Annotated in this window: 21 protein-coding genes; 7 read left to right on the top strand and 14 right to left on the bottom strand. The window is 34.6% G+C overall.

The genetic code is table 11. The features are described from left to right. Positions 1–40: 40 nt before the first annotated feature. The 7 genes from CW752_RS11875 to CW752_RS11845 all read right to left on the bottom strand — a co-directional run bounded on the left by CW752_RS11875 (position 41) and on the right by CW752_RS11845 (position 6705). Positions 41–940, bottom strand: a complete 900-nt coding sequence (locus CW752_RS11875; RefSeq protein WP_101239927.1) for a TIGR01777 family oxidoreductase — start codon at positions 938–940, stop codon at positions 41–43. Between the two features lie 59 nt (positions 941–999). Beyond that, entirely contained in the window at positions 1000–1704 is a 705-nt protein-coding gene (locus tag CW752_RS11870; protein WP_101239926.1) for a YqjF family protein, read from the bottom strand. Positions 1705–1765: 61 nt separating this feature from the next. Then, positions 1766–2254 (bottom strand): SRPBCC family protein, encoded by a 489-nt coding sequence (locus CW752_RS11865; RefSeq protein WP_101239925.1) that lies wholly within the window; start codon positions 2252–2254, stop codon positions 1766–1768. Between the two features lie 11 nt (positions 2255–2265). Next, positions 2266–3078 (bottom strand): DCC1-like thiol-disulfide oxidoreductase family protein, encoded by an 813-nt coding sequence (locus CW752_RS11860; protein WP_133121685.1) that lies wholly within the window; start codon positions 3076–3078, stop codon positions 2266–2268. A 147-nt stretch (positions 3079–3225) separates the two neighbouring features. Next, a complete protein-coding gene (locus tag CW752_RS11855; protein WP_101239923.1) occupies positions 3226–3729 on the bottom strand; it encodes a GbsR/MarR family transcriptional regulator in 504 nt (167 codons plus the stop codon). 156 nt (positions 3730–3885) lie between these two features. Next, a complete protein-coding gene (locus tag CW752_RS11850) occupies positions 3886–6174 on the bottom strand; it encodes a VWA domain-containing protein (RefSeq protein ID WP_101239922.1) in 2289 nt (762 codons plus the stop codon). Positions 6175–6186: 12 nt separating this feature from the next. Next, complete coding sequence (locus CW752_RS11845; protein ID WP_101239921.1) at positions 6187–6705, bottom strand: RNA polymerase sigma factor; 519 nt, start codon at positions 6703–6705, stop codon at positions 6187–6189. 300 nt (positions 6706–7005) lie between these two features. Between CW752_RS11845 and CW752_RS11840 the strand changes: the two genes are divergently transcribed. The 4 genes from CW752_RS11840 to CW752_RS16915 all read left to right on the top strand — a co-directional run bounded on the left by CW752_RS11840 (position 7006) and on the right by CW752_RS16915 (position 9114). Further along, a complete protein-coding gene (locus CW752_RS11840) occupies positions 7006–8208 on the top strand; it encodes an aminopeptidase C (protein ID WP_101239920.1) in 1203 nt (400 codons plus the stop codon). Between the two features lie 226 nt (positions 8209–8434). Beyond that, positions 8435–8626, top strand: coding sequence for a bacteriocin-like protein (locus CW752_RS17135; protein ID WP_410493646.1), 192 nt, complete (start codon positions 8435–8437; stop codon positions 8624–8626). 73 nt (positions 8627–8699) lie between these two features. Next, positions 8700–8861 carry a bacteriocin-like protein gene (locus CW752_RS16920; protein WP_185117621.1) on the top strand — a complete coding sequence of 54 codons (162 nt, stop codon included), beginning with the start codon at positions 8700–8702 and terminating at the stop codon, positions 8859–8861. A 76-nt stretch (positions 8862–8937) separates the two neighbouring features. Beyond that, the gene (locus CW752_RS16915; protein ID WP_185117620.1) at positions 8938–9114 is read left to right on the top strand and encodes a bacteriocin-like protein; all 177 of its coding nucleotides are present in this window, start codon (positions 8938–8940) and stop codon (positions 9112–9114) included. Between the two features lie 179 nt (positions 9115–9293). On the opposite strand, the gene CW752_RS11835 is transcribed toward CW752_RS16915, so the two are convergent. After that, entirely contained in the window at positions 9294–10355 is a 1062-nt protein-coding gene (locus CW752_RS11835; RefSeq protein ID WP_101239919.1) for an NADH:flavin oxidoreductase, read from the bottom strand. A 166-nt stretch (positions 10356–10521) separates the two neighbouring features. Between CW752_RS11835 and CW752_RS11830 the strand changes: the two genes are divergently transcribed. After that, positions 10522–10905, top strand: a complete 384-nt coding sequence (locus CW752_RS11830) for a winged helix-turn-helix transcriptional regulator (RefSeq protein ID WP_101239918.1) — start codon at positions 10522–10524, stop codon at positions 10903–10905. 82 nt (positions 10906–10987) lie between these two features. Here the strand turns inward: CW752_RS11830 and CW752_RS11825 are convergent, their stop codons facing one another. From CW752_RS11825 to queA, 6 genes are all read right to left on the bottom strand, one after another. Continuing rightward, on the bottom strand, positions 10988–13420 hold the full coding sequence (locus tag CW752_RS11825; protein WP_101239917.1) for a thiamine pyrophosphate-dependent enzyme: 2433 nt from the start codon (positions 13418–13420) through the stop codon (positions 10988–10990). A gap of 430 nt (positions 13421–13850) precedes the next feature. Continuing rightward, positions 13851–14828 carry a polyprenyl synthetase family protein gene (locus tag CW752_RS11815; RefSeq protein ID WP_101239915.1) on the bottom strand — a complete coding sequence of 326 codons (978 nt, stop codon included), beginning with the start codon at positions 14826–14828 and terminating at the stop codon, positions 13851–13853. Between the two features lie 73 nt (positions 14829–14901). Further along, positions 14902–15780 (bottom strand): hypothetical protein, encoded by an 879-nt coding sequence (locus CW752_RS11810; RefSeq protein WP_101239914.1) that lies wholly within the window; start codon positions 15778–15780, stop codon positions 14902–14904. 182 nt (positions 15781–15962) lie between these two features. Continuing rightward, positions 15963–16913 (bottom strand): sterol desaturase family protein, encoded by a 951-nt coding sequence (locus CW752_RS11805; protein WP_101239942.1) that lies wholly within the window; start codon positions 16911–16913, stop codon positions 15963–15965. 74 nt (positions 16914–16987) lie between these two features. Beyond that, on the bottom strand, positions 16988–18022 hold the full coding sequence (rlmN, locus tag CW752_RS11800; protein WP_101239913.1) for a 23S rRNA (adenine(2503)-C(2))-methyltransferase RlmN: 1035 nt from the start codon (positions 18020–18022) through the stop codon (positions 16988–16990). 70 nt (positions 18023–18092) lie between these two features. Further along, positions 18093–19142 (bottom strand): tRNA preQ1(34) S-adenosylmethionine ribosyltransferase-isomerase QueA, encoded by a 1050-nt coding sequence (queA, locus tag CW752_RS11795; protein WP_101239912.1) that lies wholly within the window; start codon positions 19140–19142, stop codon positions 18093–18095. 181 nt (positions 19143–19323) lie between these two features. Here queA and CW752_RS11790 point away from each other — a divergent pair, with 181 nt between their 5' ends. Both CW752_RS11790 and CW752_RS11785 read left to right on the top strand, forming a co-directional pair. Next, entirely contained in the window at positions 19324–20016 is a 693-nt protein-coding gene (locus CW752_RS11790) for an AIM24 family protein (protein ID WP_101239911.1), read from the top strand. 272 nt (positions 20017–20288) lie between these two features. Then, on the top strand, positions 20289–21365 hold the full coding sequence (locus CW752_RS11785) for a serine hydrolase domain-containing protein (protein WP_185117619.1): 1077 nt from the start codon (positions 20289–20291) through the stop codon (positions 21363–21365). Positions 21366–21662: the final 297 nt, after the last annotated feature.

Raw genomic sequence — 21662 nt, 5'->3', positions numbered from 1 at the left:
TTTTTGCTAATTTAAATATCCTTTTACACATTTACAAACATTAGGTTTTCAATAAATTAACAAGAGCAGTATTGATATGAGGATATGTAAATTGAAAACCATCTTTAATCAGCCTTTCAGGATAGACATTACGGCTCTTCAGTAATAATTCTGTTTCTGTTTTTAAAAATATTGAAGCAATTTCCAATTGCCAGACAGGAGCATTAAGCCCAAAAGAAACTTTTAACTCTTTTCTCAATTGTCTCATCAACTCCTCATTAGATAAAGGAATAGGAGCTGTTACATTAACTGCACCTGTAATACTTTCATGATTGATAATCCATTCAACAGCTCTACAAAAATCCTCAATATGAATCCAGCTTACCATTTGATCTCCTCTGCCTTGTTTTCCTCCTAACCCCAGCTTTGTCACCATTCTCAGTTTCGGAAAAGCTCCACCGTTATTTCCCAGTACTATAGAAGTTCTTAAGGCAACTTTTCTGATCCCTTCATTTCTGATTTTAAAAAATTCTTTTTCCCAGCTTTTGCAGATATTCATTGAAAAATCATCTCCTATTACTCCGTTCTCCTCAGTGTTTAAATACTTTTCTGAATGTACATAAATGGTTGCAGAACTTGCATTCAACCAAACCTTAGGCTTATCCACACATTCTTCTATTGCTTCCTGCAAAACTTTTGTACTGTTAATCCTTGAAGAATAGATTTCCTGTTTGTTTTTCTCATGATAACGACAATCTACAGACTTCCCCGTGAGATTAATTAAAACACCTGTATTTTCAAGAGCATTTTTCCACTCTCCTATGGTTTTTGCATCCCAATATATTTCATTGTGGCGAGTAGGTTTACGGGTTAAGATATATACCTGGTTTCCTTTATCCGTAAAATATTTTTCTAAATTTTCGCCGAGAAATCCTCTACCGCCGGCTATAATTATTTTCATTGTTTATAAGTTTAAGGTTGAATTAAGTATTTTATTCCGGACCGAGTAATTTCATTATTTTAAACAATATATTTTTTTGCTTTCACTTTTATTTCTGATCCTTCTGCCAGCATGACGGAAATGGGTTGCTGATGATTTAGGCATTCGAAATCCTCTCCATAAATTGTATTAAAGTCAATATTGAGATGATGATCCTTAACCGGATAACAATTCCATTTAGGATGGCAGACTTCATATTCGGAAGTATTTTTTTCCTTTTTGGTAAAGCCCCAATAATGTTCTGTAATGAATTCAAATTCTGAATCTGCTTCCATTTGCTGAGCCTTATTTTCTGCCGTAATCCGGATAGAATACCAATTTTTATCTTTCCAGGAATATTTAATCAATAATTCATCTTTTTTCTCATGAATCATATTTTTCATCGGCATAGTATGGTAATTTTCATTATATACAGAATTGGCAACAAAACTTAGAGCAGGTTTCGGAACGATTTCTTTGATGAAAACCACTCCTCTTTTCCAGATTCCGTTTTCATTTTTCTTAACATAAAATCTTAGATTGACTTCTTCAAAATTTCTATGAAACGGAATCGGTACTCCTAATAATTTCGTATTTAAAAACATAAATCCTACTAAACTGACATAACATTTTCCTTTATAAAAATCCAGCTCGGTCCCTTCTGGTAAATATTTTGATACGATATCAGGATCAATTTCGTAATTGATGATGGCTAATTTTCGCCATTCGGCTTTTAAAAAATTCATGATGGATTGTGGTTTAAATAATTGATGTTGTTTATGTGATATGGTTTGGTTTGATAGAATTTCATTCTATCCTGGGTTGAATCGCCCCTTTGGGGCTCTTTAAAGTTTCTGCAACTGTTTTTATTAATTCATTTCTTTCTATCAGAAATTTTTTCAGGTAATTAGTGAGGAAAATAATATTAAAAAATTCTCCTATTATTCCTAGTGGTGATTCAAATTCAAAGATGTCGATCATTAATGTACCTCCTTTTGTTTCTTTAAATAAATGTTGGTGATGGAGAGATTTAAAAGCTCCTTTCAACATCACATCGGTAAATTGATATGGCTTTTCCATACTGATGATCTTGGTGGTAAGAGTTTGATAAATTCCCAGATGCTTTGCTCTCCAGGTTACTGTTTCATTTCCTTCAATTAAACCGGATATACGACCTGCTATTGCTTTTTCATTGGTTCTTGAAGTTGATTGCTGGTGTAGGTCAATATCCCGGGCCAGATCAAAAACGTATTGAATATTGGCGTCAATTAATGTTTCTAAATAAATTCGTGACATGTTTAAAAGATTTATTTAATAATCAAAATAATGATAGCCAAAGCTGTTATTCTAAACAATATCCATGAAATGGTAGGCAGATAATTTAACCTGAGTATTTTACACCTTCTCATGTGCTCCAGAAACATGATTAAAACAACGATACCAAAATAAACAACATAGAAAAAAGGAGTAAAATTAGTTAGTAATGCCGGGATTAAAAGCAATGTCCCTATTAAAGAGACGGTCATCATATTTCCAAGGTAATCCCAGATTTTATTTTTTAAATACATTTTCAGAAAAATGGTTTGCCAAAAGATCTGGCCCAGACAAACTGTAAACTCTCTAAAAAAATTCCGATTCAAATCCATTCCTAATTTCCCTGAAAATAAACTTAAAATGCAGGCTGAGAAAATTGCCACAAAAACAATGTAGGCTAGTCTGTATTTTCTATTAAAATCCGGAACACAAGATTCTTCAGTATCGGTTTTTCTTGAAGGAATAATTTGCTTTCGATTGTAGGAAACAAAAGAATATAACTTTTTGAAAAACCAATACAAGGGTTTTATCCTTGCTACTTTCTCCAATAAAGGAAACGAATTTCCAATGATCAGGAGAAGACTGTCCATCCCATAAACGACTTCATTACTGTTATGGTCTACCAAAGCAATTTCATTTTTCGCACGGTTAAAATCGACAAGATTTTTATTTCTTATTGATATTTCCGTAAAAGCTTCCCTTCCATCTTCATCAAGCATTCCACATTGGGTAAAACCTTTAGAATACATGTTACACATTGGGCATTCGTTGTCGTAAATTAATGTGTGGTTTTTTAAAGCTTTCATCGTATGTATTATTAATGGGTTCTTCTTTTTCTGAAATAAATAATCAGGAATATATGAATGATTAAATTTTTCATAATTATTATTTATTTAAAACTTTCAGTAATAATTGAAAATTAAATTGAAATAAAAAAGGATTTTCATCCTCCTCTACTTCAATAAATTGGTAATCTTTCCTACCAGCCAGTGATCATCACTTTTAATCGCGAGATCCATAATATTGTTGATCTTCCCGGTTACTGAGCTAAAATCATTCATCAATTTAATGAACTCTTTCGCTTCTTCAGAATCATTGTCTTCAATATTTTTTAGTTCTTCCAGAAAAGAAATCACAGGCTCTATTTCTCTTTTTCTGCGTTCTTTGGTAATCTGCTTGAATAAATACCAAACATCTTTTTCTGCAACAAAATACTCTTTACGGTCTCCCTTGATAAATTCTTTTCTTACAATTCCCCAATCCATTAAGGCCCGAAGATTCATATTGGCATTTCCTCTTGAAATTTCCAGTTGCTCCATCACCTCGTCTGTAGATAGTGGTTTGCCACTCGCCAAAAGCAAAGCATGTACCTGTGCCATGGTACGATTGATTCCCCAGTTCGTCGCAAAAGTTCCCCAGGTTTGAATGTATTTCTCTTTGGCCTTTGAAAGTTGCATTGGATTTTGTTTTTAAATTTCTAGAACAAATGTAATTATATTTTTTGAATTTTCAATAATTTTTGAAAATTAATTTTAAATACCAAGATCAATAAAACATAAAAACCGTTTCACAAACTGCAAAACGGCTTTTTCTTCTATCAAATAATTGGTCTATTAATTTTTAATCACTTTAAAAGTCTCCCATACTCCACTGGTATGTATTCGAATCAAGTAAATTCCTTGTGGGTATGCAGTAAGATCAATTGTATTTTTACCTTCTGACAGCTTTTCTTTTCTCATAATAATTTTTCCTGCAAGATCATACACCAATAATTCATCAATTTGATGATTTGATTTTACTTGCAATATTCCTTTTGTCGGATTCGGAAATAAGACTGTTTTACTATTGGTTTGACTCTCAATTTCCGTTGCCATTTTTTTATTGATATTCTCGTTGGATATCCCGGAACCACACTCCTGCACGACGACCCTTTGAAGAATTAACCTTAGCAATAAATCATTTAACTTTTCAACTTCATAAGAGTCTGTGGTTGGTTTCATATGATCATTTCCAATACCGCTATCATTTGTAAGGAAAGTATAGGTTCCGTTCGTCAATAAAGCAAAAGTTCTCATCAGATATTCCGTTTCTTTATTGGTATCACTTGCTGCTAAAGGGATGATTGTAATTCCTTTTTTTGCAGCAGTTTTTATTGTACGATAAAGTGCTACGGTATTGAGATCCGATTGATGTGGTGGTGCATCCAGAATTAAAAACATAATTTTGGTAGAATTTTCATTACTCCATTTCAGCTCGTCAATGGAAACCTGTAGAGCTTCCACAACTGCTTCGGGAGTATCTCCTCCTCCTGCAGCTTTTTGTTTTTTAATAAAATCTACCAAGTCTTCTGCTTTATCTGAGAAATCAAACTTTCGGGTCACATATTCATCTCCCTGATCTCTGTAAAAAACAGATCCATATCTTACCTTAGTCTTTTTAAGCTGCCCTTCCATCTTTTTCAAAACATCTAAAAGTTCAGACTGGAGATAAGAAATTTCATCTCCCATAGAACCTGTGGCATCTACAACAAATGCAATATCCAATGCACGCTTTTCCGGACATTGTTTATCCAAAATGATCAGGTTCTGCCCATTTTTAAATTCTCTGATATTGTTACTAATGATTCGGTCAGAACTATCTGATAAATAATATTGGGAGGAATTTGAGTTTTCATTTGTCATTGGAGCAATCCATAATTCTGCGTTTCCCAGATTGTCTGAAACAGCTTCCCAAATAACATTCTTCTTATCATCTAATAATTTTACTTTTTCACCAACTACCGGCTTTTTATCTTTATTCACCAATTGAACGGATACTCTTCTATCCGGAAAAAATTTCCAGGTATTTTTGTATTGATCAAGGGTTGGAACTGCAATATCCTTCCAATACTCCCATTTGGAAAAGTCATTTACTTCTCCTGCAGTCAACTGTCCTGCTTTGGGAAGTTGTTTTTCTTCGGGATCTTTTTTAGAGACTTCAAGTGGATCTGTCGCTATTTCTTTTAATTTTTTTATTTCGGACATGGATAATCCTTTTGTTGTAATAATAATGACTCCGTTGTTCGCCTGACTTCCGTATAAGGCTTCGGCTTCAATACCTTTTATTATTTTTACCTCTTTAATTTTTTCAGCTTCTAAGGTTTTGAAAATTCCGGAACTCTTTCCTATAACAATTCCATCAACTACAAACAGAGGATCAACAGAACCATCTTTTACACTTCTTGTTCCCCTGATCATAATATCGCCTCTTCTTTTAGTACCAGTTGCTATTTCTACTCCTGCAACTTTTCCACTTAAGGAAGAAGCCGGCACAAAAGATGGCATTCGTCCTTTATCTGTAGAAGCAATCAGCATAGTTGATGAAGCTGTATACTCTTTTCTCAATTCTGCCGTTGATCCTGTCATGGCGATGTCTTCTATATAATGTTCTTTTACAGTATCTTTATATTTCTGTAGTACAGGTTCCTCAATCTCATCATGGACTTTCGGTCTCGAAATACCGTTTATCGGTTCCGGCATAGAGCGATTTATTTTCTCTACTGAAGATTTATAAGCAAGATCCGGTAGGAAAACTGATTTCTTTTCAATATTATATTGTATTGTACTGTCAATTTTACGAATATCTCCCTGAGGCAAAGCTTCTTTCTTTTCTGCTATGATAACTTTTTTGGGACTTTCTGATGTGCTTTTTTTATTGATAAAATAGAAAGCTCCTAAGCCAATGATTAAACTGGCAGCTATTCCATAAGGAAGCCAAAGAGGAATGATTTTCTTTTTCTCTTGTTTTTTATCCAGCTTTTTTTCAACCTTATCCCAAACTTTTTCAAAACCCGGAAAAACCGTTGGTTCATCTGAAAGCCTAGATGCTTCATTGAATTTTTGATCTATATTATTATTTTCCATTATTGTAAAAGTTTAAATGTTTTGATTCACCAAAAGTTCCTGTAGTTTCTTTCGTGCAAAATTGAGCTGGGATTTTGATGTACCTTCGCTGATAGAAAGCATGGCTGCAATTTCTTTATGTGGATAGCCTTCAATGGCAAAGAGATTAAAAATGGCTCTACATCCTTCAGGAAGAAAGTTTAAGAGATTCAGAATATCTTTTTCAAAAGAAATATTGTCTGTATTTCCTGACGGAGAATCGATAAAATTTTCGTCTAAGGAGATGAATAATGCTTTATTTGATCTTAATTTTTGTAAACATTCATTGACTGCAATTTTCTTTGCCCAAGCTTCGAAAGTTTCGGGATTCTCAAGTTGATCTATCTTCGTAAAGATTTTATAGAATGTATCTGCCAATACTTCTTCAATATCTTCGTCATTTTTTATATAGCGTTTGCAAACTGAGTACAGCCTACCCGCCATATTCTCGTAAACTTTCCGCTGCGCATTACGGTTGTTACGCTGGCATTCCAATAATAATTCTCGTTCCATAGTCAGGCGTTATACTCATATAGATGCAAAAATTTTTGAATAGGTTGGAAACATTATAAACTTTTTTCAATGAAAGGCAAAGAAAGATGATAAGGCTGAGAAGGCCAAATTGCAGATGAATACTATATTAAATTCCTAAAACCAAGTTAATTCCATTTTTTATTATTTATACCTTAACCTTATCTGCATGCCTTATTTTTTTATCTTTTAACAAAAAACTTTCATTTCAAATTTAACTTTTCTTCATGTAACAAATCTTTATTATTAACGACTATTAATACAAATAATCTTTTTATAGTAATGAAAAATGCCAAATTTGCATCATTACTTTTTGTTTTGTCTGCAGGAAGTATGATGTTTGCCCAAGATGAATTAATCAACAAATTAAAAAACAATCACTCACAAAATGCTAATTTTCAGTTCACAACGCTAAAAGACGTTGGTGCGACTTCTGTAAAGAATCAAGGTTCATCAGGAACTTGTTGGAGCTACTCAGGAAATTCCTTTCTTGAATCTGAAATGCAGAGAATGGGCAAAAAACCTGTAGATCTTGCTGAAATTTTTACAGCCAGAAATTCTTACCATGATAAAGCTAAGTTATATGTTTTAAATAATGGAGCAATCAGTTGGGGTGATGGTGGAGAACTTCACGATGTCATCAACATGTATAAGAAATACGGAGCAGTTCCTCAGGATGTTTATTCAGGGTTAAAACCCGGGCAAACCACGAACAATTTCAAAGAAATGCAAGGGAAATTAAAACCGGTTTTGGATAGCCTTGTACAAGCTTCTTCAAAAGGAAAATTAACCGACAACTGGATGGATTCTGTAGATACTATTCTTGATGAATATTTAGGAAAAGTGCCCGCTAACTTCACCTATGAAGGGAAAAATTATACACCAAAAACTTTTGCTAAAGAGGTTGTAGGTATTAATCCTGATGATTATGTGGAATTATCTTCTTATAAGGATTATCCGTACTATCAAAAATTTGTAGTCCCAATTCCTGATAACTGGAGCCATGATTCTGATTGGAATGTACCTATGAAAGATCTTACTTCTATTATTGATAATGCTGTAACAAAAGGATATTCTGTAGGTTGGGCTACTGACGTTTCTGAGCCTTATTTCTCTTATAAAAATGGGGTGGCTTACGTTCCTGATATGGAATTAGACCAAATCAATGCAGAGAACAAGCAAACTTTATTCACTGAACCTAAAAAAGACAAAACGATTACTGAAGATATGCGTCAGAAAGCTCTTAACAACCTTTCTACAACGGATGATCACGGTATGCACATCGTAGGTTTGGCAAAGGATCAGACCGGTAAAGAATATTATATGGTTAAAAACTCTTGGGGAGTTACCAATGACTTTGCAGGATATCTTTATGTAACAAGACCATACGTTGAGTATAAGTCAACGGCTATTTTGGTTCACAAAAATGCAATCCCAAAAAGCATCTTAAAGCAATTAAAGCCAACTAAAAATATTGGTTTATAGAAAAAAGTCACTTCTGCCATTTTAATATGGTAGTTTTAGATATTTAAATCTGTTAAAAACCCGCTCTAGGATTATCCTGGAGCGGGTTTTGTTTTATTTAAAATTTTAGTTGCCTGAAGAATACAACGTCTTCATTGAGCATATTGTGACATTAGAATCAATTTAACATAAAATATTAATATCTTAAATTTTTAGTTAAAATATTTAATCATTTCAAAAAAATACTATATTTACACCAACATATAAATCACAAAATATAGAAAATTTAAAAAAATTATCAAAATCAGACTTAAAGAAAATCAATGGGGGAAATGCTCCGATATGTGGAGAAAATGAAATCCCATGTCATCACTTCGGTAAACCGGGACATCCAAGCTATTGGACCTGTGAGTTTATCGGGTATGGATGCAGAAACTAAAAAACAAATAGAAATCTGATTTTAGAATTCATAGAAGTCGGATTTAGTGTATCATAATCAAAAACTATTAAACATGAAAAATCTAAGAAAATTAACAAAATCGAATTTAAAGAAAATCAATGGTGGTAATGCTCCGGTATGTGGAGAAGATGAAATCCCATGTCATCACAGTGCTCAGCCAGGAATTCCGGCTTATTGGACTTGTGAATTTGCGGCCTATGGTTGCAGAGACTAAAGACAAATCAAAATCCGATTCTCAAAATACTTAAAAGTCGGACTTAATTTAATAATAACCAAAAAAACGATTAAACATGAAAAATCTACAAAAACTAACAAAATCAGAATTAAAGAAAATTAATGGTGGAGCAGGTCCAAATATTACCTGTCGTCCCGGAACTATTGCATGTCCTTATAAAGAGCCGGGAAAACCTATGTACTGGATCTGTGAATCTATTGAAACATCCTGTGGCTTTGATGGCACAGTATAATAAAAACCGGCTTTCAGGAAATCCTGAAAGCCGATTCTTTAATAAATAGGTGAAAAAATTAAATATAAAATAAAGTGAATTATGATGATTAAAGCGAATAGCTAATTCCTTCTCACTAATGAATAAAATTATGCTGTAATAAAATTGTCAGCGAGCGAATTCACTATTAGTTATAATCATTAAAATAATACGCCCATACTTTCTGCTGAAAAGTCAAGAAGAGCTTCGGTATTACCGTCTTTTATCTTTTGTACCCATTGGTAATCCTGTAAAATAGCACGTCCTACAGCAACAAGATCGAATTCTTCATTGTCAAGTCTTCTGATCAAATCTGTCAAATCTGTTTTTTCTGTTCCCTGACCGGCAAAGGCATTTAAAAAATCGCCATTCAATCCTACAGATCCTACTGTAATGGTAGGCTGTCCTGTAATTTTCTTGGCCCAACCTGCAAAGTTTAAATCAGAACCGTCAAATTCCGGTTCCCAGAAACGACGCTGTGAGCAATGGAAAATATCTACTCCGGCCTCTTTTAATGGCAACAACCAATCTTCCATTTCATTGGAGGTAAGAGCCAATTTACTTTTATAGTCCTGTTGCTTCCATTGAGAAAGGCGAATAATTATTGTAAAGTCCTCTCCTACTGCAGCTCTTATGGCTTTAACAATATCTACAGCGAATTTACTTCTCTCTTTCAGAGTTTTTCCTCCATACTCATCGGTTCTTGTATTGGTTACTTCCCAGAAAAACTGGTCAATCAGATAACCATGGGCTCCATGAATTTCAAGGCAATCAAAACCAAGGTCTTTTGCTGACTTTGCAGAAGCTGCAAACTGTGCAATGGTATCCTGAATGTCTTCAATGGTCATCGTAGAAGCTTTTTCCATAGGAACCAGCGGATATTCCTCGGACATTCTGGTATCGCCTACGTGCCAAATCTGGGGTCCCATTTTACCTCCGTTTTGATGTACGGTATCAATTACGTTTTTCCAGCCGTTTAATGCCTCTTTTCCATAAAAGTCAGGAATATTCTGAAGATTCTTTGATCCCGGTCTATTGATTACGGTTCCTTCAGAAAGAATTAAACCTACTTCAGAAGCGGCTCTCCTACCATAGTAGTCTACTACTTTCTGAGTAGGAACTCCATTGTCAGACTGTGCTCTGGTCATTGGTGCCATTACAATTCTGTTCTTAAGCTGTAATTTTTTATATTGGAACGGTTTAAATAATGATGTTGTGCTCATATTTAAAATCTTGTTTTATAATTGTTACACAAAGTAACTAATAATAGTTCGTTTTTGTATCTTTTATTAAAAAAATAGTGGTAACTTCGCAGTAACTTACATTAGTAACATCAAAGTAACGTATAGAATTTCGATTTTATATAAGCTTAAAAATGAATCTCTTCCTATGAAAAAGAACGAATTAATGCAATACAGCTGTCCTTTAGGTAAAGCAATGGCCGCTTTGGGGAGCAAATGGAAACCGATTATTGTACTGGTTATCAAAGACCGAAAACTTCGTTTTGGAGAACTTGCCGTACGCATTAATGTGATTTCAAGAAAAGTATTGACTGATCAACTGAGAGAAATGGAAAGCGATGGATTAATCATCCGGGAAGAGTTTAAAGAACTTCCGCCAAGGGTTGAATATTCACTGACAGAGAAAGGTTTGGCGCTTCTACCCATCTTATATTTACTGGAAGAATGGGAAGCGAAATATCAGGTAAAAGGATTACAGTCTGAACAATGTTCTGTTTTAGGTAAGGAAGTAGAAAAAGCTATTAAGCTTTAACAGTTCTATTTTTTTAATAATTAAAATACAAAGAGAGCTTTCAAAATTTGAAAGCTCTCTTCTTATATTATTTTAATCCCAATTAGAATATCGCAGGATATTTCTGAGGATTTGCTTCGTTAAACATCGCGTAGATCTTTTCTACCATATCATCTGTAGATGGCTTACTGAAATAGTCTCCATCACTTGCATACGCAGGTCTGTGATCGTTAGCAGAGATCGTCAACGGATCTGAATCCAGATATCTGAATGCTTTTTGTTTTTCTAAAATTTGCTGTAGGATAAATCCGGTAGTTCCTCCTTCCACATCTTCGTCAATTACGACTAATCTATTCGTTTTCTTAACACTTTCAGCAATCTCGTGAGATAAATCAAAAGGAATTAATGATTGAATATCGATTACTTCAGCAGAAATTCCTAATTTTTCTAATTCATTTGCTGCTTCTGTAACGATTCTCCAGGTAGATCCATATGTTACCAAAGTAACATCTGTTCCTTCTTTAGTCACTTCAATTTTACCTACAGGCACAGTGAATTCCCCAAGGTTATCAGGCTGCTTTTCTTTCAATCTGTATCCGTTCAGACATTCTACGATAATGGCAGGTTCATCTGCCTGAAGCATTGTATTATAGAATCCTGCTGCTTTCGTTAAGCTTCTTGGAACAAGGACTAAAATACCTTTTGAAAGGTTTAAAATTCCTGCCATCGGAGAACCTGAATGCCAGATTCCTTCTAATCTGTGACCTCTTGTTCTGATGATTAAAGGAGCTTTCTGACCTCCTTTTGTTCTGTATTGTACTGTTGCCAAATCATCACTCATTCCTTGTAAACAGTAAAGAACATAGTCCAGATATTGGATTTCAGCGATAGGTCTTAATCCTCTCATTGCCATACCAATCCCCTGTCCAAGGATGGTAGCTTCACGGATTCCGGTATCAGCGATACGTAATGCTCCGTATTTTTCCTGCATTCCTTCCAGTCCTTGGTTAACGTCCCCGATATTTCCGGTATCTTCACCAAAGATTAATGTTTCAGGATATTTTGAGAAAATTTTATCGAAGTTATTTCTGATCACTACTCTACCGTCTACATCTTCAGAACTATCGGAATAAACCGGTTTGATCTCTTTGATGTTTTCAGCTTTCCATTGAGATTCTGAATATAAATGAGAAGAATAGTTATCTTTTTCGATTTCAGCTACTTCATTGTATTTCTGCATCAATTGGTTTCTTTCTGCAGAATTTGTACCTCTTGTTGCTAATAAAGCTTTTCTGGCTAAATGGAATACATCTTTTTTAGCCTTAGAAACCAATTTATTGAAATGGGTAATATGAGCTTCCACCTCAGCATTCTGCCCTTTAAGATTTTCTACTAAAGGTAAAACAGACTGAATTAAATCTTTAATGGCATTCTGATAATTATCCCAAGCTGTTTTCTGTCCTGCTTTCGCTGTTTTCTTCGCTTCTTCATCAATAGTATCTAATTCTTCAGCGGTAGCAATTACTTCTTCTTTTCCGTCAATTTCAATAGAATAATTCAAAATCCATTCTTTGAATTTTGCCAATCCGTCATATTCTGCTTCCCAAGCAAGACGCTCTTCATTTTTATATCTTTCGTGAGATCCTGATGTAGAATGCCCTTGAGGTTGTGTAACATCTACCACGTGAACGACCACAGGAACGCTTTCCGTTCTTGCAAAATGTTCCGCTTTGGCATATGCATCCAATAGTGCAGGATAATCCCAAGCTTTAACCTGGATAATCTCACATCCTTGGTTTTCTCCTTCTTTTCTTTGGAAACCGCTTAGCATCTCACTGATATCAGCTTTTGCTCTTTGGTTTTTTGTAGGAACTGAAATTCCATATCCGTCATCCCAGATGGATACAATCATTGGAACCTGAAGTGCACATGCTGCATTCAATGTTTCCCAAAAATGGCCTTCTGCCGTAGAAGCATCACCAATTGTTCCGAAAGCAATCTCCTTTCCTTCTTTTGAGAATTTTTCGGAACCTTCAAATTTTACACTTTTATAAATAGTAGAAGCCTGAGCTAATCCTAATAATCTTGGCATTTGACCTGCTGTAGGTGAAATATCCGAAGAAATATTCTTCTGTGCCGTAAGATCTTTCCAACTTCCGTCTTCATGTAAACTTCTTGTCGCAAAGTGTCCGTTCATCTGTCTTCCTGCTGAAGCCGGCTCTCTTTCTACACTTGTATCGGCATACATCTGTGCAAAAAAGCTTTCCACTGTTAAAGCATCCACTGCTAATGCAAAAGTCTGGTCTCTGTAATATCCTGAACGGAAGTCTCCATTTCTGAAAACCTTCGCCATTGCCAGCTGAGGAAGTTCCTTACCATCCCCAAAAATTCCGAATTTAGCTTTTCCTGTGAGTACTTCTCTTCTTCCAAGATAAGACATTTCACGAGAGATCCTTCCTAACTTGTAGTCTTCAAGTATTTGATTTTTAAAATCTTGAAAGGATATTTGCTGTGTTTCAATATAGGTTGTTTGCATAGCTAAGTATAAAAGTTTTTATTCTTCAAGTATTTTGCTAATATACACTTTTTAAATTAATTTTAATTTTTATTAATCTTTTTTAAAAATTTGATAATAAAAAAAATTGTGCTTTATTTTGAAAAAAATTGTAAGATGGAAAAAAAGTCACCCCATATTTTAAATGCATCTAGCAATCTTTTAGGGTTTTCATTAATTATTATTACGTCTTTGAAAATCGCTAGAATAAGCCATGATACGTATTTAGATGAGTTTGCAGGTTTTGCTTGTATCCTTTTTGCATGCAGCTGCTTCTTTTCATTTCTGGCTATCAGAACTCATAATGAGAAGCGAGAATACTCGTTTGAGACTATTGCGGATTATTTATTTTTAATCGCGTTATTTTGTATAGTCCTAGCCGTTATTATTGTAACCCTAAAAATAATTTAATTTAAAATTTTCGCTCAATTACGTAATCTAGCATACTATGTAAGGATTTTCGTGCTTCAGAATCGGGAAAATCATTCAGAAGATCCTTTGCTTTCTGCTGAAAATCTTTCATAACCGTGATGGCATATTCTAATCCACCTGAACTTTTAACAAATTCAATAAGTTCTTTTACCCTTTTAGGATTATTATTATAACGTTTTATGGTATCGAAATAATATTTTCTATCTTTTTCACCGGCTGTTTTCAAAGTATAAATCAGAGGCAGTGTCATTTTCTGCTCTTTGATGTCAATCCCTACAGGTTTACCAATAACATTAGAGCTCAAATAATCAAAAAGATCATCTTTAATTTGAAAAGCCATTCCGGTGTACGTTCCGAAATCCTGCATCTTTTTAGCAAGGACTTCATCTGTACTATTGGAAAGAACTCCGATTTCACAACATGCTGCTATTAAAGTTGCTGTTTTCTGGCGAATAATTTCATAATAAACATCTTCTGTAATATCCAATTTTCTGGCTTTCTCCAACTGAAGTAGCTCTCCTTCGGACATTTCACGAATTGTTCTTGAAATGACACCAAGAAGATCATAATCTTTATGATCTGTGGATAATAACACTGATTTTGATAAAAGGTAATCTCCTACCAAAACGGCTATTTTATTCTTCCATAAGGCATTAATGGAGAAAAAATTACGACGCTTAAAACTTTCATCCACCACATCATCATGCACTAAAGTAGCCGTGTGAATCAATTCAATCATGGAAGCACCACGATAGGTTTTCTCGGTAACATCTCCTACGAGTTTTGCACAAAGAAATACAAACATTGGACGCATTTGTTTCCCTTTGGTGGTAACAATAAAACGAGTTACTTTATCTAATAAAGGTACTTTACTCTGCATTGATTCATAAAACTTCTGTTCAAAAAGTTTCATTTCCTCATTAATCGGTTGTTTGATTTCTTCTACGATATTTGCCACAATCTGCGAATGCTGGGTGAATAATTATTAATTCTCACAAAGATAATTTTTTTCGGTCAATTTTAAGCCAAAATTAGTCTTTGAGTTTATTTTTTGGGATAAAATAAAATGAAGGTTTTACACTTCCCAGAGGTGATTTAAATTTTTCGCCCGATATATAAATTCCTGTTTCGTCTACAGCAACCCCTTCAATTTGTCCAACAGACAAAGCACTTCCCAAATAATAATGTTCCGGAATTTCTTTGAAAAATACTCCAGGTTCCGTTTCTTTAAAAATATCCAAAAAGACTTCTGTTTTTTTCGTATACCCTACCAAATAAAGCTTTTTATCAAAGTAAGCAGCATCTGTTACCACAAAGTTAGTTCTGTAGGACTCTGTTTTTACAGCATCCTGTTTTTCGTATACTTCCGGATCAATTACATAATGAGTGGTTGCTTTTGACACCCATTCTTTGGTAAAAAGATGCAGTTTTCCATGGGCATATACCATCGCTTCCGCATCAAAATCGGTATTTAGATTGGTAGATTTATATTCAGTCTGTTCAGGGTATTGAAATGAAATCTCTTTAATCTGATCATTTTGTAAACTATCGTTTCGAAAAGGAACTTTATAGATACTAAGGTCCTCTCGTTTTCCAGTGTTATTTCCAAAATCTCCTATATAAAAATAATCACCGTCATTTGTTAAAGCTTCCCAGTCCTTGTTTTTTGCATTCACTTTAAAAGTTTTTACAATCTCTCCTGATATTTTATTGATTTCAAATAACTCGGGATCATTGCCACTATCGTTAAAGGTATATAATTTTCCTTTAAACATATTCAGTCCGGAAGTCTCCTGAATTTTATTGTTCAATTCATTGACTTTATATTTCTTTATTTTTAGAAAATCAACTTGTTGTGCAAATACAGATTGAGCGGCAATAAGAGTTACAATCAGAAATATCTTTTTCATAGGACAAAAATAGGACTTTCAGTTGGAATGGGGTCGGATGCATGAGAGGTTTTGAGGGTTTAAGAGATTCCTCGCTCCGCTCCAAATTCTAGCAAAGAGGTTCAACAAAGTCGATGACAACTACAATTATTCAGCAATAAGTATAAAAAAAGAAAAACGGACTCAAAAGTCCGTTTCTTATATTAAGCAGTTTTCTGCTCTTTTATATTGTTTTGTTGTTCTTTTCTTTTTGCCTGTCTTGCAAAATATTCTTTCTGATATTGTCTTACCGTCTTTCCTGTCCCATCATGCCTCCAGCCCGGCGAATTGAAAATATAATTGATTCTATCAGTAAATTTTAATCCCGGTTGTTTAAGATCTTTCCAAATCTTTCTCCATTCATAGAAAAGAACGGTATCCGGTCTGTTATCCGGCATTTTGGGATAGATACCATATTTTACGGGAACATTAGGATCTTCTTTTTCGAAAGTTCCGAATATTTTATCCCAAATAATCAGGCACATTCCCATGTTCTTATCAAGATATTTAACATTACATGCGTGATGTACACGGTGATGAGAAGGTGTTACTAAAATATGCTCTAAGAATCCCATACTCTTCACAGTTTGTGTATGTACCCAAGTTCCATATACCTGCCCGATTGCGTAAGCCACCATAATATGCCAAGGATTAAATCCTAAGAATGCTAACGGTGAAAAGTATAAATATCTGTAAAGCGGTTGTAATACCGGACTTCTGAATCCTGTAGTAAGGTTAAAAAATTCTGAGCTATGGTGCGTAATATGAACTGCCCAGAATGCTCTCGAACGATGATCCACATAATGCAATACATAGTAGGCAAAGTCAGTAATCACAAAACAAGCCAGCAAATACCAGATACTAAGATCCCAGGAGAAGATTCTGTGGTGGTAGAAGAAAAACATCACCCCCATTGCAAAGGCCTTCATGATCAGGTCAAGACCAAAATTCATCAAAGCAAGATAAATGTTTGTTGCAAGGTCTTTCCCACTATACAATTTAGCTTCGGAAACGTGGCTATAAATCATTTCAGCTAAAATAACCGTAGCATGTAATGGCACTGCCCATGCATATACAGTTTCTAACCCGTCCTCGCTCATAAGAAAATCCATCATCATAAATAATTTTATGCAAAGGTAGGGTTTTAAGCTTTTCTTTAAGAGAAAATTAAGTTTTTTTTAAGGAAATTTTAATCAGTAGTTTTGTTGGCAAGCTGTCCACAAGCAGCATCAATATCTCCTCCTCGGCTTCTTCTGACCATTACTGTAATTCCGGCATTTTCAAGCTGACGAATGTAATTTTCTTCCGCCTGTTTGTTGCATTGGTCATATTTTCCGTCCCCGATTGGATTGTATTGAATCAAGTTTACTTTAGAAGGAACTTGTTTGCAGTATTTGATTAATGCTTTAATATCTTCATCTCCATCATTAATCCCTTTCCATACACAGTATTCAAAAGTGATCACGGATCCGGTCTTTTGATACCAATACTGAAGGGACTCCATAATATCCGTTAGCGGAAATTTGTCGGAGAATGGCATGATTTCATTACGCTTGACTTCGATAGCTGAGTGAAGTGACAATGCCAGTTTCACGCGTAATTCATCATCTGCAAGCATTTTGATCATTTTAGGAATACCTGATGTAGAAACGGTGATTCTTCTTGGAGACATTCCCAATCCTTCTGGCTGGGTAATCTTTTTGATCGCCTCTACTACATTTTTGTAATTCATCATCGGCTCTCCCATTCCCATGAATACGATATTGGAAAGCGGTCTGTCGAAATACATTTTACTTTGGCTGTCAATCAGGGCAACCTGATCCACGATTTCCGCTACTTCAAGATTTCTCATCCTTTTCAGTTTTGCCGTAGCACAGAATTCGCAGTTTAATGAGCAGCCTACCTGTGAAGAAACACAGGCTGTCGTTCTTGTTTCTGTTGGAATAAGAACAGATTCCACCATCAATCCATCATGAAGTTTCACTCCATTTTTGATGGTTCCGTCAGAACTTTTCTGAAGTAAATCTACGGAAACAGGGTTAATGGTATATTCTTCGGAAATTTTTTCACGAAGTGATTTCGAAAGATTCGTCATTTCATCAATCGAATGGAGGTTTTTACTCCATAACCAGTCATAGACCTGTTTCGCACGAAACGGTTTTTCACCTAAAGATTCAAAGTAATCTTTAAGCTGGTCTAATGATAATGTACGGATATCTTTCATTGTAAGGTTGCAGATTTTAGGTTTCAGGAAGCAGGTACTATTACCTGCAACCTTTTACCTAATATCTTTTTTATAGAATTAACATTGCATCACCGTAAGAATAGAATTTATACTTTTCTTTTACGGCTTCTTCATACGCATGCATTACGAAATCTCTTCCTGCAAATGCAGCAATCATCATGATCAATGTAGACTTCGGTGTATGGAAGTTTGTGATCATTGAGTTCGCTACTCCAAAATCGTGAGGAGGATAGATGAATTTATTAGTCCAACCATTGAAAGCAGAGATTTTTTTGTTTGAAGAAACAGAAGTTTCCAAGGCTCTCATTGTTGTAGTTCCTACTGCACAAACTCTTCTGTGAGTGTCAACTGCTTTGTTGATAATAGCAGCATTTTTCTCATCAATGATAATCTCTTCAGATTCCATTTTGTGCTTAGAAAGATCTTCTACTTCAATTGGGTTGAAAGTTCCTAAACCTACGTGAAGGGTAACTTCAGCAAAATTGATTCCTTTGATCTCTAATCTTTTCATCAAATGCTTAGAGAAGTGAAGACCTGCTGTAGGTGCAGCTACCGCTCCTTCTACTTTAGCGTAGATCGTCTGGTATCTTTCTGCATCTTCCGGCTCTACTGCTCTTTTGATATATTTTGGAAGTGGAGTTTCTCCTAATTCCTTAAGTTTCGATCTGAATTCTTCATAAGAACCGTCGAATAAGAATCTTAATGTTCTTCCTCTTGAAGTAGTGTTATCGATAACCTCAGCTACCAAAGACTCATCTTCTGTGAAGAATAATTTGTTACCAATTCTGATTTTTCTTGCAGGGTCTACCAATACATCCCATACTCTGGTTTCCTTATCAAGCTCTCTTAAAAGGAAAACTTCAATTTTAGCACCTGTTTTTTCTTTGTTTCCATAAAGACGCGCAGGGAAAACTTTCGTATTGTTGAAGATAAATAAATCATCCTCATCAAAATAATCCACTACATCTTTAAATAATTTGTGCTCGATAGTTTGTGTTTTTCTATCAAGTACCATTAATCTAGCTTCGTCTCTGTGCTCTGATGGGTGTTCTGCTAATAATTCCGCAGGAAGATCAAAATTAAAATCTGATGTTTTCATTTTTTAAATTACGGTTTAAAAATTATTGAAATTACAAGGTGTAATTTTCGGAGTGCAAATATACGACATTCAATACCCCTTTGTCAAGTATTATTTGTAATCAAATTAAAAACCGTGATTTTACGGGAATTTTAAAAGTTTAAAAAGGTTACTTTTGAGAAAAAATTAAAAATCCAACCCTATGAGTAAGTATTCAATAGAAGCATTCATCAATGAAACTAAAGAAAATCCGCAACAAAGAGACTATTTTGAGCTTGAAACCAAACATCTTTTAGAAATTAATCTTAACAATCAGGCAGTATGGACAAAAAGAGGAAGTATGGTAAGCTATGTGGGTAATATCAATTTTGAAAGACAAGGAATGCTTTCCGGTGGTCTTGGTAATCTTTTAAAGAAAGCCATCAGCGGTGAGGGGTCCAAACTGATGAAAGCTGAAGGAACAGGAAAATTGTATGTAGCAGACTCTGGAAAGAAAGTTCGTATTCTTTATTTGAATAATGAATCGGTTTGTGTAAATGGCAATGATGTATTAGCACACGAACAGAGTGTAAAGAGTGACATCACTATGCTTAAAAGTATCGCAGGAATGATGTCCGGCGGACTTTTCCAGGTTAAACTTTCAGGAACGGGCCATATCGCTATTACAACCCACGGAGACCCTTTAACATTATTGGTAACCCCGGATACTCCTGTTTTCACGGATCCTAATGCAACCGTTGCATGGTCTGGAAATTTAAGTCCCGAACTGAAAACCAATGTTTCTTTTAAAAGCCTTATCGGAAGAGGAAGTGGTGAAGAGTTCCAGATGAAATTCTCAGGACATGGCTGGGTACTCATCCAACCTTATGAGGAGGTATATTATTTAGAAAAGTAATGCACAAATTACTATCTTTAAAGTAAGAACCTGTTTAAATTTTATTAAAATTTATTTGAACCATTAAGATTAATTAAGTTATTGAGATTAATTAAGAAAAAATCAAAGATTTTTATAAGCAAAGTGCCTTAAAGCGGAGCTCAAACTTAATATTCTAAAAATCTTAAGAATCTTAATGGTGAAACTTATTCGTAATAAAAAATGGTAAATCAATTTTTAAAATTTAAACAGACTCTAAGTAATTCAATTCATTATTCTTAAAGTATGAGCCAATGAAAAATACACTGTCGGGGCTATTATTATTGATATCAATTAATCTAGCCTATTCGCAAATACAGAAAGTGAAACAAGTGATTGATTCCTGTGTGAAAAAGGATAACTTCAACGGTTCTGTTTTAATAGCTCGAAATGGGAAAACTGAATTACTTACTTATAAAGGCCAGTCCAACAGGCATTATAACATTCCTTTTTCTGATGAAACAAAATTTCACATCTTCTCCCTTACCAAAACCTTTACAGCAGTATTGATCATGCAGCTTTATGAAAAGGGTAAAATTGATTTAGATGCCACGATTTCTACTTATTATCCCGAATATAAAGGAGAAGCAGCCCGGAAAGTCACCATAAGAAATCTGCTTACGTATAGCAGCGGCAGAGATCATAAAGACATCAGCTCACCGGAACTGATCCATCAGGCCTATGATAATACTCTATGGAATCTGGATGAATTCATTACCACATTCCTCTCTGAAAAACTTATTGATAAACCCGGAACAAAATTCAGTTATAATAATGGTGATTTTATACTCCTCGGAAAGATTATCGAAAAAATATATGATAAACCATTTGAAGAAGTCTTAAAGAAGCAAATACTTATTCCTCTCCATATGCAGAATACAGGATTTCTTCACCATAATGACATCATCAAAAATATTGACGAAGGATATTCGGCTGACCCAAGTGATCCATTTGCACTGCATATGCCTACCAATACCTATATTGATAATTTCTATTCAGCCGGAGCGATGTATTCTACACCAAAGGATTTGCTCATTTTTGATCAAGCCATTTTTAACGCTGCTCTTTTCAATCAAAAAACATTAGAAACCATGCTTACCGCAGATAAACAACTGGAAGATACTGCACTTGGTTTCTGGGTATATCCTAAAAAATTCGGATCTGTTACTACCTTGTTTGCTGAGCGTCAGGGAGAAGGATACGGACATAGTGCCAACTGGGTACACCTGATAGATAAAAACCTCACTATCATTATTCTTTCCAACACCAAAGACATTAAATATCTGAACAAAATGAGAGAAAGATTGATTAAAAGTTATTATGGGCAATGATTTTTGCGAAATTAAACGTGAAATACAGAGATTAAAGACTTAAATGTCAATAGGCAATTTTGCATTGTAAGTGAATGGGTATTTTTTATTATTTCAATATTTTGTTTTTATTTAACCACCCCGTCAAAAATGCTTTGAATCTTTGCCACCCCTCCAGAGGAGAGAAATTGTCACACTTTGAAATGGTAGCCATTGTAGAAATCATAATAGGTTATGCAATGTTTTTTTATATTCACTTCTTAAAACATTAATATTCTCTCCACCATGCATTCTGAACAATCCTTAGCTACTCACCCC

This window comes from Chryseobacterium sp. PMSZPI, from assembly GCF_002835665.1.
Lineage (GTDB): Bacteria > Bacteroidota > Bacteroidia > Flavobacteriales > Weeksellaceae > Chryseobacterium.
The sequence above is the reverse complement of the archived record's forward strand: the minus strand, read 5'-3'. Positions and strand labels throughout refer to the sequence as shown.

Bases quoted from the DNA above. Each gene is read 5' to 3' on its own strand.
- CW752_RS11870 (WP_101239926.1), bottom strand. From the start codon at position 1,704: ATGAATTTTTTAAAAGCCGAATGGCGAAAATTAGCCATCATCAATTAC.
- CW752_RS16915 (WP_185117620.1), top strand. From the start codon at position 8,938: ATGAAAAATCTACAAAAACTAACAAAATCAGAATTAAAGAAAATTAAT.
- CW752_RS11805 (WP_101239942.1), bottom strand. From the start codon at position 16,913: ATGATGGATTTTCTTATGAGCGAGGACGGGTTAGAAACTGTATATGCA.
- CW752_RS11830 (WP_101239918.1), top strand. From the start codon at position 10,522: ATGAAAAAGAACGAATTAATGCAATACAGCTGTCCTTTAGGTAAAGCA.
- CW752_RS11865 (WP_101239925.1), bottom strand. From the start codon at position 2,254: ATGTCACGAATTTATTTAGAAACATTAATTGACGCCAATATTCAATAC.
- CW752_RS16920 (WP_185117621.1), top strand. From the start codon at position 8,700: ATGAAAAATCTAAGAAAATTAACAAAATCGAATTTAAAGAAAATCAAT.
- CW752_RS11875 (WP_101239927.1), bottom strand. From the start codon at position 940: ATGAAAATAATTATAGCCGGCGGTAGAGGATTTCTCGGCGAAAATTTA.
- CW752_RS11845 (WP_101239921.1), bottom strand. From the start codon at position 6,705: ATGGAACGAGAATTATTATTGGAATGCCAGCGTAACAACCGTAATGCG.
- CW752_RS11790 (WP_101239911.1), top strand. From the start codon at position 19,324: ATGAGTAAGTATTCAATAGAAGCATTCATCAATGAAACTAAAGAAAAT.
- queA (WP_101239912.1), bottom strand. From the start codon at position 19,142: ATGAAAACATCAGATTTTAATTTTGATCTTCCTGCGGAATTATTAGCA.
- CW752_RS11850 (WP_101239922.1), bottom strand. From the start codon at position 6,174: ATGGAAAATAATAATATAGATCAAAAATTCAATGAAGCATCTAGGCTT.
- CW752_RS11825 (WP_101239917.1), bottom strand. From the start codon at position 13,420: ATGCAAACAACCTATATTGAAACACAGCAAATATCCTTTCAAGATTTT.
- rlmN (WP_101239913.1), bottom strand. From the start codon at position 18,022: ATGAAAGATATCCGTACATTATCATTAGACCAGCTTAAAGATTACTTT.
- CW752_RS11855 (WP_101239923.1), bottom strand. From the start codon at position 3,729: ATGCAACTTTCAAAGGCCAAAGAGAAATACATTCAAACCTGGGGAACT.
- CW752_RS11860 (WP_133121685.1), bottom strand. From the start codon at position 3,078: ATGAAAGCTTTAAAAAACCACACATTAATTTACGACAACGAATGCCCA.
- CW752_RS11835 (WP_101239919.1), bottom strand. From the start codon at position 10,355: ATGAGCACAACATCATTATTTAAACCGTTCCAATATAAAAAATTACAG.
- CW752_RS11785 (WP_185117619.1), top strand. From the start codon at position 20,289: ATGAAAAATACACTGTCGGGGCTATTATTATTGATATCAATTAATCTA.
- CW752_RS11810 (WP_101239914.1), bottom strand. From the start codon at position 15,780: ATGAAAAAGATATTTCTGATTGTAACTCTTATTGCCGCTCAATCTGTA.
- CW752_RS11840 (WP_101239920.1), top strand. From the start codon at position 7,006: ATGAAAAATGCCAAATTTGCATCATTACTTTTTGTTTTGTCTGCAGGA.